The sequence below is a fragment of the Actinomadura sp. NEAU-AAG7 genome, assembly GCF_018603865.1.
Taxonomy (GTDB): Bacteria; Actinomycetota; Actinomycetes; order Streptosporangiales; family Streptosporangiaceae; genus Spirillospora; species Spirillospora litoris.
Genome location: NZ_JAHFZY010000007.1, coordinates 1 through 13,629, shown reverse-complemented (window position 1 = coordinate 13,629; position 13,629 = coordinate 1). Strand labels below are relative to the sequence as shown.

The 13,629-nt window shown below is 74.4% G+C and carries 11 protein-coding genes; 6 read left to right on the top strand and 5 right to left on the bottom strand.

What is annotated here, in order from left to right; translation table 11 throughout:
• Positions 1–51: 51 nt before the first annotated feature.
• Together KLI87_RS29865 and KLI87_RS29860 are read right to left on the bottom strand one after the other, a co-directional pair.
• A complete protein-coding gene (locus KLI87_RS29865; RefSeq protein WP_214619697.1) occupies positions 52–5,052 on the bottom strand; it encodes a trypsin-like peptidase domain-containing protein in 5,001 nt (1,666 codons plus the stop codon).
• A complete protein-coding gene (locus KLI87_RS29860) occupies positions 5,049–5,348 on the bottom strand; it encodes a trypco2 family protein (protein ID WP_156222834.1) in 300 nt (99 codons plus the stop codon). Before KLI87_RS29860 ends, KLI87_RS29865 begins: the two co-directional genes overlap by 4 nt.
• Before the next feature lie 481 nt (positions 5,349–5,829).
• Between KLI87_RS29860 and KLI87_RS29855 the strand changes: the two genes are divergently transcribed.
• The 6 genes from KLI87_RS29855 (at position 5,830) to KLI87_RS29830 (ending at position 11,172) form a co-directional block, all read left to right on the top strand.
• Positions 5,830–6,291: a hypothetical protein gene (locus KLI87_RS29855; RefSeq protein ID WP_214619695.1), complete on the top strand. Its 462-nt coding sequence runs from the start codon at positions 5,830–5,832 to the stop codon at positions 6,289–6,291.
• A gap of 34 nt (positions 6,292–6,325) precedes the next feature.
• Positions 6,326–7,204, top strand: coding sequence for a Gfo/Idh/MocA family protein (locus KLI87_RS29850; RefSeq protein ID WP_214619693.1), 879 nt, complete (start codon positions 6,326–6,328; stop codon positions 7,202–7,204).
• A 49-nt stretch (positions 7,205–7,253) separates the two neighbouring features.
• Entirely contained in the window at positions 7,254–7,655 is a 402-nt protein-coding gene (locus KLI87_RS29845) for a rhodanese-like domain-containing protein (RefSeq protein ID WP_214619690.1), read from the top strand.
• 371 nt (positions 7,656–8,026) lie between these two features.
• On the top strand, positions 8,027–8,941 hold the full coding sequence (locus KLI87_RS29840) for an NAD(P)-dependent oxidoreductase (RefSeq protein ID WP_214619688.1): 915 nt from the start codon (positions 8,027–8,029) through the stop codon (positions 8,939–8,941).
• Positions 8,942–8,970: 29 nt separating this feature from the next.
• Positions 8,971–9,462, top strand: a complete 492-nt coding sequence (locus tag KLI87_RS29835; RefSeq protein WP_156222825.1) for a metallophosphoesterase family protein — start codon at positions 8,971–8,973, stop codon at positions 9,460–9,462.
• Positions 9,463–10,320: 858 nt separating this feature from the next.
• Positions 10,321–11,172, top strand: a complete 852-nt coding sequence (locus KLI87_RS29830) for a maleylpyruvate isomerase family mycothiol-dependent enzyme (protein WP_214619686.1) — start codon at positions 10,321–10,323, stop codon at positions 11,170–11,172.
• Positions 11,173–11,181: 9 nt separating this feature from the next.
• Here KLI87_RS29830 and KLI87_RS29825 read toward each other — a convergent pair whose 3' ends face one another.
• The 3 genes from KLI87_RS29825 to KLI87_RS29815 all read right to left on the bottom strand — a co-directional run bounded on the left by KLI87_RS29825 (position 11,182) and on the right by KLI87_RS29815 (position 12,912).
• The gene (locus KLI87_RS29825) at positions 11,182–11,826 is read right to left on the bottom strand and encodes a TetR/AcrR family transcriptional regulator (protein WP_250904411.1); all 645 of its coding nucleotides are present in this window, start codon (positions 11,824–11,826) and stop codon (positions 11,182–11,184) included.
• Positions 11,827–12,143: 317 nt separating this feature from the next.
• Positions 12,144–12,608 carry a DUF2752 domain-containing protein gene (locus tag KLI87_RS29820; RefSeq protein WP_308166296.1) on the bottom strand — a complete coding sequence of 155 codons (465 nt, stop codon included), beginning with the start codon at positions 12,606–12,608 and terminating at the stop codon, positions 12,144–12,146.
• Positions 12,609–12,630: 22 nt separating this feature from the next.
• Positions 12,631–12,912, bottom strand: a complete 282-nt coding sequence (locus KLI87_RS29815) for a CD225/dispanin family protein (RefSeq protein ID WP_214619682.1) — start codon at positions 12,910–12,912, stop codon at positions 12,631–12,633.
• Positions 12,913–13,629: the final 717 nt, after the last annotated feature.

The following is a 13,629-nucleotide window of genomic DNA, read 5'->3' as shown; positions in this document are numbered from 1 at the left end:
CTACCGGCCCCGCGAACCGCCTCGGACCTGCGGCGACGCCGGAATCCGGGGTCAGCCGCGCTCGTGCTCCTCGAAGGCGGCCATCGCCGGGAGGGCGTTGCCGAGGACGGGGATCACCTGGGGCAGGGCCGCGATCATGAGGGCGGGCGGCGGGAGCCAGCTGTCCTCGCGGATGCCCTGGACGATGAGGCGTTCGGCGTCGTCGCGGGCGTCGGCGGTCACGAGCCGGTCGATGATCCCCTCGAACGCCTCGCGGCGCCGGGTGGGCGACTGGATGCGCGCGGCCTCCGCCTCGGCCTCGGGCAGCCGGCCCGCCGCCGCGATCGCCAGCGCGATGTCCCGCCAGATGGGGCCCTGCCGGTGGTGGTGATGGCTGTCGTCGTCGAGGATGTCGCGCGCCTGGTCCAGGAGCCCGGCGCGGAGGGCGGCGGCCGAGATCGAGGCCAGCGCCGCGCCGCGCACCTTGGGGTCGTGCATGCGCTTGGCGATGTCCAGGGCCTGCTCGTTGAGCCGGACGGCGCGCGCGGTCTCCCCGTCGGCGGCGGCGCGCGCGGCGATCAGCGTGAGGCTGTTCCAGGCCGGGAACGGCAGCCGCGCGCCCTGCATGACCGTCACCGTGCGCTCGGCGAGGTCGAGCTGGCCGATCTGGACGGCGGCGTGGGCGACGTTGGCCAGCGCCCGCTGGTGGCGGCGCTCGTCCACGTGGGTGGCGGCGAGCTCCTCGGCCTCGCGCAGCAGCCGCCGGGCGCGCTCGGCGTCGCCGATCGCGGCGGCGGTCACGGCCAGCTCGATGAGCCCGCGGCAGCGCGGCTCGGCGTTGGTGACCGCGATCGTGTGCACGGCCGCCTCGGCCTCCGCGAGGATCTTGCCCGCCTGCCCCGGGTTGCCGGAGTCGGCGATGACGCGGGCGAGGGCGCCGAGGAGCGCGCCGCGGACCCGCAGGTTGCGGACGGCCCGGATGTCCTGCCCGACCCTGCGCCGCAGCGCGCGCAGCCGGTCCCGGCTCGCGGCGCACACGGCCAGCAGCGTCTCCACGCGGAACCGGTGGTCGGCGACCCGGCCCGCGAGCCGTTCGGCCATCACCAGGTCGCCGGTCGCGATGGCCGCCGAGGCGAGCGTGACCGCGACGGCGTCGTGGGAGTCGGCGTCGAAGCCCGGCAGCCGCCGCTCGCCGTCGGCCAGCAGCCGCGCGGCGTCGGCGGTGTGCCCGAGCGCGTGGACGATGCGGGCGACGTCGGCGAGCGCGGAGACGCGCGCCACCGGGTCGGCGACCCGGGCGGCGAGCCGCTCGGCTGTGTCGAGGTCGGCGGTGTCGGCGGCGGCGGAGGCCAGCTCGGCCGCGCTGGAGTCGAGGGTGTCGGCGTCCGCGCCGTCCAGCCGCTGCTCGGCGAGGGAGAGGAACCGTCCGGCGCGGCCGTACTCGCCGTCGCCGTAGGCCGCCCGCGCCAGGTCCGCGAACGCGCTGACCTGGAGGCGGGTCCGGTCGATCACGCCGACGATCCGCTCCGCGTCGCCGTAGCGGCCCCGCCCGGCGGCGGCGAGCGACGCGGCCGTCAGCTCGAACGGCGACAGGTGCCGGACCGATCCCGCCGGGGCCGCCTCCTCGGCCGCCAGCAGGAAGGCGACCGCGCGCTCGCGGTCGCCCCGCTCGATGGCGACCCGGCCGAGCTGGGCGAGGCCGACCGCGTGCCGGAACCCGTGCGGCATCGACTGGACGAGCCGCTCCGCGTCCAGCGCCAGGCCCGCCCTGGCCAGTTCCTCCGCCGCGTTGACCAGCGCGAACGCCCGCTTGCGGGTCGGGCTCATCGCGGCCAGCGCCGCCTCGACGACCTCCGTTCTCCGCTGCGCCGCGGCCTTCGCGACGACGGCGCCGAGCACGTCGTTGCGCTCGTGCACGTCGATGATCCGGACCGCCGCGCGGACGGCCAGCGCGGTGAGGCCGAGGTCGGTGGCGGTCTTGGCGAGCTCGGTGGGCAAATTCTGCTTCGACGGGTACCGGAGCGCGGCCGCGATGCCCGCCTCAAGGAGGTCGGAGGTGTCGCCGCGCAGCTCCGCGACATGGGTCTCGATCAGCAGGCCCATCGATTGCGTCCCCCAGGGCCGGGGGCGGTCGCCCGCGTTCAGCGCGACGGTCAGCAGGTCCCGGGCGCGTTCCAGATCGCCGCGCGCGGCGGCCGCGGCGGCCATCTCGACCAGCGGCGCCCACTGGCGCCGCGGCTGGCGCGCGACGAGGTCGGCCGCGACCGCCACCATCCGGGTCGCGGTGTCGGCGCTGCCGGCGTCGATCGCGGCGAGCGCGACGCGGATCGCGGCCACCGGGCGGCGGTGCCCCTCCATCAGCTCCATGAGCCGCTCGGCGTCGTCGAGGAGCCCGGCGTCCACGACCGGGGAGAACAGCGCGGCGAAGGCGGCCTGCCGGGAGCCGCCCTTGGCGGAGGCGATCTCGATCGCCTGCGCCAGCACCGCCGCGGCCTCGGCGTGCTCGCCCCGCAGCTCCAGCGCCCGGACGACCCGGCCGAGCGCCCCGCACACCAGCCGGGCCCCGTGGACCGACGTGCCGACCAGCTCCCGCGCCGCCGCGACCTCGCCCCGCTCGGCGAGCACCCCGGCGATGTCGGCGAGCGCCTCCCAGCGGACGTCCTGGTGCTCGATGAGGTTCGCGAGGCGTTCGGCGTCCTCCTGGAACCCGGCCTCGGCGGCGGTCCGGGCCGCCGCCGCGATGATCTGCCGCCGGTCCTTCCGGTCGGTGAACGAGCGCGCGACGCGCTCCACCGAGTCGAACAGCCCGGCGCGCGCCGCGTCGCAGGCGAGGTTCACCATCAGGTCCCTGCGGCGGCCCCGGGAGTGGACGACGGAGATGATCAGCCGGGCGGCCTCCTCCATGAGCGCCTCGGCCCGGGTGAACCCGGCGCCCAGCACCAGCGCGATCCGGGCGAGGGTCCGGGCGCGCCGCACCCCGCTCAGGATGTCGCCGGCCAGCAGCTCCGCCTCCTGGAGCCACAGCTCCGCCTGGGTGTCGGCGCCGGACCGCCCGGCGACCTCCGCGATGGAGACCAGGATGTTGGACTTGATCGACGGGACGACGATCTCCCGCGCCATCCGCTCGGCCCGCTCCAGGTCGCCGAGCTCCGCCCACCCCATCGCGATGATCTCGGGGTGGATGCGGGAGGAGAGCCGGAGCTGGTCGCGCCACAGCGCCAGCAGGTACGTCGCGGCCAGGTCGGGGGGATCCTCGGCGAGGTGGAGCCGGATCGAGTCGGTGAGCGTCCGCACCGCGGGCTCCGTCGTCCCGACGCGCTCCAGCAGCCGCCGCCAGCGCTCGGGGTCGTTGAGCCCGCGCAGCCGCTCCAGGTCGCCGGTGTCGGCCAGCACCTGCGGGTAGCGGTCCAGGAGGTAGAGCGGGGTGTCGGCGGGCCAGCCGCGCGCCCGGAAGGGCTCGGCCCAGGCGTGGACGGCCTCCCAGTGGCCCGCCATCGCCTCCGGGCCGAGGCGCTCGGTGGTGGTCTCCCGGATGAGGTCGTGGGCGAAGGAGTACCGGCGCAGGCCGTGCTCCTCGCGGCAGTCCACGAGCCGCGCGATCGTGTGCTCGACCAGGTCCCGGACGTCGAAGAGGTCGAGGCCGGTGAGGTGCGCGACGTCGGCGTCGGCGAGCCCGCCGCCCGAGGCGGCCAGCAGCCCGAGCACGTCCCGGCTCGTGCGGTCGCGCAGGTGCTGCTGGAGGTCGAGTTCGGCGGCCCGCCGGGACGCGCGGGAGGCGTCGTTGGCGGCCAGCGGGCGGCGCTCGCAGCGGCGCAGCGGATGCCCGTCCGGGACGTCGGCGGGCACCTCGGGGAAGTACCTGCTGGTCACCAGCACGTGGCCGCCGCGCGGCAGGTACTCGGGGAGCTGCGCGGCGATGCTGCTCTCGCGGTGCTGGACGTGGTCGTCCTCGTCGAGGCCGTCCACGATGAGCATCAGGTGGCGGCCGTCCGCGGTGACACGTTCCACCGCGCGCTGCCACAGGTCGTCGAGGTCGAACGCGGTGGGCACGACACCGGGCGAGAGGACCTCGCCGACCAGCGGGGCGAGCTGGTCGGCGAGCGCGGTCCGGTAGTCGGCCAGGCGCGAGCCGGTCGAGCGGGAGACGAAGAAGGCGACCGTGATGACCTCGGGCGCGGGGTCCCCGGCGAACGCGGCGGCGAGCGTGGTCTTGCCCGCGTAGGGGTCGCCGACCAGCCACAGGTAGGACGTGGCGCCCGTCGCGAACTCCTGGAGGCGGGCGAGTTCGGCGTCCCGGTCGGCGGGGTGCGGGCACCGCGCCCGCATCTTCGTGATCGTGGACCAGTACCGCGACCGGCGAACCGGCGCCGCCGGGCCGGCGTGCGCCTCCTCCAGCCGGACGCCCGCGTCCTCCAGCAGGGCGTTCAGGGCCTCCCGGCTCTCGCGCGGCTCCACGAACTCGCCCGCGATCCGGGGCCGGTGCGGCCCGGCGGCGCTGAACACCCGCGACGCGGTCAGCGGCCCGTCGGCCTCGGCCCAGCGGACCACGCCGACCAGCCTCCCGCCGACCAGGACGGGCCCGCCCGACAGCCCCTTGTAGGCCCTGCCCGCGCGCTGCGGCGCGTCGTGCCGGTGCAGGTCGAGCAGACCGGTCTTGACGTTCGCGCCGAGCAGTACCTCCCCGTCCACCTGGTCGACGTCGCGGACGGCGCCGAGCGCGCCCTTGCGCTCGTGGGACGCGGGGAACCCCCAGGAGGAGAACGTCGCGCGGCCCGTGCTCCAGGGGTCGACGTCGGCCAGCACGGCCGGGGCGACCCGCGGCAGCGCGCCGGACGGCACCCGCAGCAGGGCCAGGTCGACCTCGGCGCCCTCGGCCGTCCAGACCCGGTCGGCGGTGACGGCGACCGAACCGTCGGGGGTGGCGAGCCGGACGGTCGCCGTCCCCGGCGTCTCCACCGCGTGCCGGCAGGTGAGCACCAGCCGGTCCGAGACCCGGTAGCCGGTGCCGAACCCCTTCGCGCCGTCCTCGACGAGCACCTCGACGGTGCGCCAGCGTGGCTCGTCGGGCGTCACCGGCTGGGCGCGCTGAGCCGGTCACCCACCTCAAGCGGCCGGCCGTCGAGCGTGGGGGTCAGCGTGAACGCCACCCGGTGCGTGCTGGTCTGCGACACCTTGCCCGAGGCGCCGGCCTCGATGACCCACACCTTGACCTTGCCGTTCGCGCCGCCCTCCCTGGTCAGCGCGACGTCGAAGGCGACCTCGATCGGCCCGACGGTGAAACGGACGCTCTCGCCCGCGCCTTCCCGTTCGGCCCGCACCAGGTCGTCGCGGATCGCTTTCACTGCCTCAGCCAGCCCGATTTCCTGCATTTCGCTCCATCACTCGACGGTGCGGTGAGTTTACTGCTTTATGGCGATCCGCCGGGGTCCGCAAGCGCGCCGTAGCCTGGTGTGGCCACCGCTCCCGACCGCCCGGGAACCCGGGGCCGGGGGCCCGCCATTCGGCACGGGCGCTCCGCATTCCGCGCTTGTTTTCGAACTCCCGGTCGGGCGGCGAGGACAACGGCAAGGACAGCGGCGAGGACAACGGCAAGGACAACTGTCCCCTCGACCCGCGAAGCGGGGAGCGGTACCGGGCGGTATTTCCGTCGCCCGCGACGCCTGAGGGGGCCCGCGCGTCCCATCCGCGCGGCCGTTCCCGCCCGCCGCGTCCGGGACACGCGGCGGGAACGGATCAGGACATCGGTCCCTGTCTGTGATGACGCGATCACGCGCACCCTTGGACGGGGGCGCCGGGCGAGCCGGACGGGGGCGGCTCGCCGGCGGCGCCCGCTGTCGAACGGAGGGCGACATGAGCAGGAACACCATCATCGTCGTCGCGGTCGCCGCCGTGACGGCGACGGTCGCGGCGGGCGGGGGCGCCGCCGCGGTCGTCATGCTGGACCCGGGAGGGGCGCACCGCGCGGGGGCCGTGGCGCGGACCGCGTCACCGGACCCCACGGGGGCCGACGCCCCGGCCGGGCCGGAGCCGACCCCGACCGTCACGGTCACCAAGCCGAAGGTCGTGCGGAAGACCGTCGTCGTGCCGCAGCCCCGCGGCGGCGGCTCGTTCGGCGGCGCCGACCAGCGCTTCCTCGACGCCATCGCCGGTGACGGCATCACGGCCCCCGACGGCTGGGCGATCGAGGCGGGGAACGCGACCTGCGGCGCGGGCTACGACTACGCCTACCGGTACCTGACCGACGGCGGCCTCTACGGCTACCACGTGCAGACGTTCCTGGACGACTGGACGCTCACGCACGGCGGGTGCTGACCCCCGCCTACCGCACCCGGTCTATCGTCGGCGCATGGGCGAAGCGGTGGCGGTGGGGCTGGTCGGGGCGGGTCCGTGGGCGGGCATGGCGCACGCGCCCGCGCTGGCGGCGGGGCCGTCCACCCGGCTCGCGGGGGTCTGGGCGCGGCGTCCCGAGGCGTCGGCCGCGCTGGCCGGCGCGCACGGCGCGCCCTCGTTCACGCGGATCGAGGAGCTGTTCGACGCCTGCGAGGCGGTCGCGTTCTGCGTCCCGCCGGACGTGCAAGCCGATCTCGCGGCACGCGCCGCCCGCGCGGGCAAGGCCGTCCTGCTGGAGAAGCCCCTCGCGCTGGACCTGGACGGGGCGCGGCGCCTCTCCGGCGCGATCGCCGAGGCCGGGGTCGCCTCCCAGATCGCGCTCACCGTGCGCTACTCGGCCGCCGCGCGGGCGTTCCTGGAGCGGGCGCGCGGGTCCGCGCCGCTCGGCGGGTACGGCTCGTTCGTCACGCCGGTGCTGGCCGGCGGGCCGTTCGCCACCCCGTGGCGACTGGAGCACGGCGCGCTGCTGGACCTCGGCCCCCACCTCGTCGACCTGCTGGACGCCGCGCTCGGACGCGTGACCGCCGTCCGCGCCCACGGCGACCCCCTCGGCTGGGTCGGGCTGCTGCTGGAGCACGAGGGCGGCGCGGTCAGCCAGGCGTCGGTCTCGATGGCCGGGGCCGCCGGCGGCCCGCCCGCCCACGTCGAGGTCCACGGGCGGGCGGGGCACGCGCGGCTCGACTGGACCGACCTCGGCGACGACGCGTTCCCGACCATGGTCGCCGAGTTCGCGGCGGCCGTCCGGGACGGCGGCGGGCACCCCCTGGACGCCGCGCACGGCCTGCGCGTCCAGGAGATCCTCGCCGCGGCCGCCGCCGACCTGCTCGCGCGTTAGCAACTATTCAGATTGACTTGATAGGGAATCGGGTGTCATGCTGGCCCGCATGCCCCGCACCATCGACGAGATCCTCGCCGCCGCCCGCGACCGGCTGGAGCGCGTCACGCCCGAGCGCGCCCACGCCGACCTCCTCGACGGCGCGCTGCTGGTCGACATCCGCCCCGCCGCCCAGCGCGCGGCCGAGGGCGAGGTGCCGGGCGCGCTGATCATCGAGCGCAACGTGCTGGAGTGGCGGCTCGACCCCGCCTCCGACGCGCGGATCCCGCAGGCGACCGGCCACGACGTGCGCGTGATCGTGTTCTGCTCGCAGGGCTACACCTCCAGCCTGGCCGCCGCGGCCCTGCACGACCTCGGCCTCACCCGCGCCACCGACATCGACGGCGGCTTCGAGGCGTGGTGCGCCGCCGGCCTGCCCGCCACCGGCCTGCCGTCCCCGGCGGCGCGCTGACCCACGCCCCCGCCGCGCCTGGAGCGGGAGGGACGGCCGGACTCCTCGGCCGGTGCAAGGGAGTGTCCATACCTCCTCGGAGCCCGGCCGTCCCCTGGCCCTCGCGATGTGCGCCGCCGCCGGCGCGGACCGGGGGCGTTCGGCCGCCGGCACGGCGGCGGCCGCGAGGGAGCCCGAGCCTAACCCCGCTGGTCAGCAGCGGGAAATGACACGGTGCTTACAGTTTTTTCCCACCGGTGTCCGAGCCGCCGCGTCTGAAATTCACCCGATCCGCGGCCGCCGGGGTGTCACGCACGGGCGGGGCGGTCCGTCTTGCTTCCCGTAGGGCGTTGTCCCGGCGAGGCGGCCGGGCGGATCAGGGGAGTGTCGTCATGCGCGTGCTTGTCGCCGGGGCCACCGGCGTGATCGGGAGCCCGCTGGTGCCGTTGCTGGAGGCCGTCGGCCACGACGTCGTCGCGCTGGCCGGGTTCCGGTGGCGCTCCGAAGACGATGCCGTGGCGGACGCGCGGGACCGCGACGCCCTCGTCCGCGCGGTGGCGAGCGCCGCGCCCGACGCCGTGGTCAACCTGCTCACCCCCGTCCCCGCCGTCCTCGGACCCCGCCGCGCCGCCCGGCACCGCGCCGCCGCCGGCCTGCCGCGCACCGGGTGCGCCCGCGACCTGTACGAGGCGGCGCGCGCGGCCGGTGCCCGGCGGATCATCGCGCAGGGCCTCGCCTACGCCTACCAGCCGGGGGAGGGCCTCGCCGACGAGGACGCGCCGCTGTGGACCGAGCACACGCCCCGCCGGTTCGCGCCCGTCCTCGCGGCGCTGCTGGACCTGGAGCGGGCGACCGCGGACGCGGGCGGGCTGGTGCTCCGCTTCGGCCACCTGTACGGCCCCGGATCCGCCTTCGCGGCCCGCGGGTCGTTCACCGAGCGGGTCCGCGCGGGGCGCGTCCCCGTGGTCGGCGGCGGCCGGTCGGTGCTGTCGTTCACCCACGCCGACGACGCCGCCACCGCGATCGTCGCGGCGCTCGACAAGGAGGTCGGCGGCGTCCTCAACGTCGTCGACGACACCCCGCTCACGATGGCGGAGTTCCTGCCCGCCTTCGCCCGGATGCTGGACGCCCCGCAGCCCAGGCGCACGCCCGTCGCCCTCGCCCGGCTCGCCGTCGGCGGATGGGGCGTGGCGTGCATGACGGGGCTGCGCGGCGCGGACAACGCCCGCGCGCGGTCCCGGCTCCGCTGGCGCCCCCGGCACCCGAGCTGGCCCGGCGGGCGCGCACCCGCCACCCGCGCGCGGTGACCGGCGGGGCGTGGGGGAGGATGGGAGGGATGAGAGCGGTCGCCATCTCCGACACCCACGCGCCCCGGCGCTGGAAGTCGTGCCCGCCGCGGGTCGCCGAGCACCTGCGGGGTGCCGACGTGATCCTGCACGCCGGCGACGTCTGCGTGGCCTCCGTCCTGGACGAGCTGGCCCAGTACGCGCCCGTCCACGCCGTGCTCGGCAACAACGACGGCCAGGACGTGGCCGACTGGGGCGCCCCCGAGCGCCTCGAACTCGACCTCGACGGCCTCGCGGTGGCGATGGTCCACGACAGCGGCCGGACGCTCGGCCGGACGGCGCGGATGCACGCCTGGTTCCCCGGCGCCGACCTGGTCGTCTTCGGCCACTCCCACACGCCCATGGACGAGACGGGCGACGGCGTCCGCGTCTTCAACCCGGGCTCGCCGACCGACCGGCGCCGCGAGCCGCACGGCACCCTCGGCCTCCTGGACATCCGCGACGGACGGCTCGTCCGCGCGCGGATCGTCCCCGTGACCTGAACGTTCGGCCGCCCCCCGCGGGGCCGGCCGTGAGCCACCGGTAACCGCCCCTCTCGGAAAACGCCACATCGTCGCGGGCTCCATTCGAAGCGTCCCGGCACAAGGGCACAGAGCGCCTCGTCCTGGGCCGGGCCCATGGCCTCATGCGCGTCAGCGGGATGGGCAGGGCCGGTTACCTTCCCGTCGCATTCCGTCCCGTGCGGAGGGCTCCCCGCCTGGGAAACGAACGCGAAGGCCCGCTCCTGGTGCACGGTCGGAAGCGCCCCGGACGCCCGTCCGAAACCGGTGGCGAAAGCGTCGGCGCCACCGGACCATTGCGCGGATGGCCAGGGCCGCCCGGCGGCGGCTCGCGGCAACGGCGCCTCGCCGAACGGCCGGTGGAATTCGCGGGGTGAAATGCGCGCTGCGACAAGCGGGTTGCTCGGCGTAGCGGGTGTGCGCCGGGCCTTGGACCGGCGGCGGCCGCCCGGCCACCGCCCCGGCCTCGGCGCCCGCGGAAGGACCACCAGGTTCGTCCAGTAGCAGGTCAGCGCGGTGATCCAACGACGCCCGCCCCGCGCGAAGCCCCGCCGCGCGAGTTCGGAACCGGCTCTCCGGCATGCCCTTTCCCGGACGACTCCGCGCCGCCGCCGAGCGAAATGAAGAGGCCGCGGATGATTTTTCACGCGGAAACTCTTGGAGCGCCATGCCGGGGACACCGCCCCACTCCCGGCCGCTTCTCAGGGTGGCTCAGCATTACCGGCATCTCGAAAACTGCTTGATTTTCGGAATAGGGCATGCATGACCTATAGGCGCCGACTGTTCCAGGTGGTATACCGGTGTTGTTCGGTCCCGAGAACCTCCCGAAGGAGGGCGGACATGCTCCCGGCCGTCTCCCCGACCACATGGTCCAACGCCCGCCACAGTGTGGAAATCACCGGCGCGCGATTCGCCGAACTACTGCTGTCCGTCCCGTCCGAGGCGATGGCCACCGTCGACTGGACCGTCGCCGACACCGCCGCCCACCTCGTCACGATCTCCGACGCCTACCGGCGCATGCTGGGCAAGTCGGGCAGCCTCTCGGAGAGCCCGGTGATCGCCGAGGTCATCCCGCGCACCACCGTCGACACCGTCGCCCAGTTCAACGACGTCGCGCTCGCCCAGCTCACCGAGCGCGACGTCCGCACCCTCGCCGGCCGCCTCCGCGAGGACATCGCCGCCATCCAGCGCGCCTGCGACGACCTCGACCCGGACGAGCCCATCGACTGGCTCGGCGGCTCCCGCGTCCCCGCCGCGGGCGTGCTCGCCCACCTCGTCAACGAGATGCAGGTCCACGGCCGCGACATCGCCCGCGCCACCGGGACGCGCTGGGCGATCCTCCCGGCGGACGCCGCGCTGTTCTTCGAGCTGTTCCTGCTCGGCGTGACCAGGCACGGCTACGGGCACCTGCTCGACTGGAACCGTCCGGAGCACCGCGGCCGCGTCGCGGTCGAGTTCCGGTCCGCCTACACCAGCCCCGCGGTGATGGTGCTCGACAACGGGCGGGTCAGCATCGGGCACCCCGGCCGCGACATCGACGTGAAGGTGCGCTTCGACCCCGTCTACCTCAACCTCATGCTGTTCGGCCGCGTCAGCAGGGCGCGGGCCGCGCTCACCGGCAAGGTCGTCGTCTGGGGACGCCGGCCGTGGCTGCTGCCCGTCTTCATGCGCAAGATGCGCCTGCCGTCCTGAGGCGCGGGGTCAGTCGACGAACTCGGTGGCGGGTGCGCCGGTGAGCTCCGTCCCGAGCCGGTCGAGCGACGCCCGCACCGACCGCGTCGCGGCCTCCACGGTGTCCCCGGCCCCGACCATCAACCCCACCAGCTGCGCCTCGAAGCACACCTCCGCGTCGTACGGCTCGATCAGGTACTCGCCGAGCTCCAGCGTGATCAGTCCGTGCATCGCGCTCCACATCTGGTGCGCGACCAGCTCGGGGTCACCGGTGCGGAACCGCGCCGCCCGGACGCAGCGCGCCGCGTGGTCCACGGCGTGCGCCAGCGTGTAGCGGCCGTGCTGCCGGTCATCCTCGGACAGCGAGAACCCGCCCAGGGACGAACTGCCGAACATCACCGTGTACAGATGCGAGTTCGCCAGCGCGTTGTGCCGGTACGCCCGTCCGAGCAGCGCCATGTCGGAGACCGGGTCGTCGGTCTCGACGATCCCGTCGAAGTACCGTTTCAACCGCGTGAAGCCCTCGTGGACCATCGCCCGCACCAGCCCGCTCATCGCCCCGAAGTGGGTGTAGACGGCCATCGTCGAGCTGCCCGCCTCGGCGGCGACCCGCCGCGTCGTGAGCGCCTGCGGCCCCTCCTCCGCCAGCAGCCGGGCCGCGATGTCGATCAACATCACGCGCACACCGGGGTCCGATTTGCGAGGACTCATCCCGACAGTCTGACACCCGTCCCACCGTTCTCCACGACCTCAGTGGACCAATGTGACCCCATGGTCGGGCAGTGGCCTCATTCGTCCCTTCTGTCGCTTCGAACACGCCGATGACCTGCGCGTTCTGCATCCAGGAAGAGGCGTCCGCAGAGCGAAACGCACGGCCCCTGGCGAGTTCTCGCCAGGGGCCGGCGACGCGCCCTCCCCGCCGCCGTGGGGACCACGCGCGTCGCCGCCCCCGTATGGTGCTCGCGCCCCGAGGCCCGGCGAACACCTCCGCGCTACGCGCTGAGGAACGCGCCGAAGGGTAGGTTCCGAACGAGCCAGAAAAGCATGACGGCGCCGAGCAGCCCCCAGATCAGCCGAGGGTCGCCCGCCTTCGTCCGGGACGGCCGATCCAGCGCGCGGGCCACCGTCCAGCGGCCCCAGAAGAACGCCAGAACCGGAAGCATCACCATGGCGAACAGGTTGAGGCCGAGCGCCTCCCGCACATCGCTGTGAGCGAGCGCGTGGATCGTCCGCAGCGACCCGCACCCCGGGCACTGGCAACCGGTCAGGGAGAGGAACGGGCAGGTCGGATAGTTGCCCGCCCGGTTCGGATCGATCGCCGCGACGTAGGCCACGACGACTCCGGCGAGGACCAGGACGCCGCCGGGCAGGACGAGCCGCCGCGTCACCGCGACCGCGGAACGGTCGCGGGGCGCGGCGCCCGCCGGCGGGGGAGCCGATCGGCGGTCACGTGTCACGGGCCGGCCGTCCTGTCCAGGCTCAACTGTTGTAGTTGCCGGCGGAGAGCGCCACGAAGAGCACGGTCGCCACGCCTCCGATGACGGCCGAGACGATGGCCCAGATCTTGGCGTTGTTGGAGGCGCTCAAGGCACCGGCGTGGTCGCCCGTCGACCACTTGGAGTTGACCTGCGCGGCGAAGACGATGGAGACGATCCCGGCGGGGAGGCAGCAGAACAGGGTGGTGAGGATCGCCCAGACGAGATGGTTCGGGGGTGGCGTGCCGCCGGGTCCGGCCGGGTTCACTGGGGGGTAGTAGGTCACTGGGAGTACCTCCGTGCCGTGGGCTGGTAGGGCCGCGAGAAGGCCCCGATGCTCAGGGTCCGCTCACGCTCACTCTTCCCGCAAGACGGCGGGAGGGGACCCGCTGGGCGATGTCGATTTGACGTGGCCGTCCAGACGACGTAAGTTAACCCCTCGTCCCCACACGGATGCAGGACGCCTGCCTGGCGGCCGACCGTCCGGGGAACCCACCACCGAACCAGCCGACGTGGCTTCGTCGTGTCCGCTGTACGGCGGTGGGCCGGAACCGGTTCGATTTTGACAATCGCGCCGAATCTGGTGAAATGGCTTCACCGCCTGGAAGGGCCGCGCGAGCGGAACGGAAAGGTGTTATCGGAAAAGCCCGGAAATTGACAAGCCGGGCGGATCCGATAAAGTAAAGGAGTCGCCCCGGAGCGGGGCTCGCGGAAGCGGGTTCGGCGCGGTGGGTGTCCGTTTCTTGAGAACTCAACAGCGTGTTAAAAGCCAGTGCCTTTATCGGCCCGGCCGTGATGCGGTCGGGTCGCCCCGTGGCCCTGTTCGTCCTTCTTCGGAAGGATTGTTGGGGTCGGGGATTTCTTTGAGGCAATGCACCGATCCTTTTGGGGTTGGTGTTTGCTGGGATTTTCTTCTGAGGTTTGGCTGCTCGGGGTTCGCCCCCTGGGTGGTCGTGTGGCCTTGATGGAGAGTTTGATCCTGGCTCAGGACGAACGCTGGCGG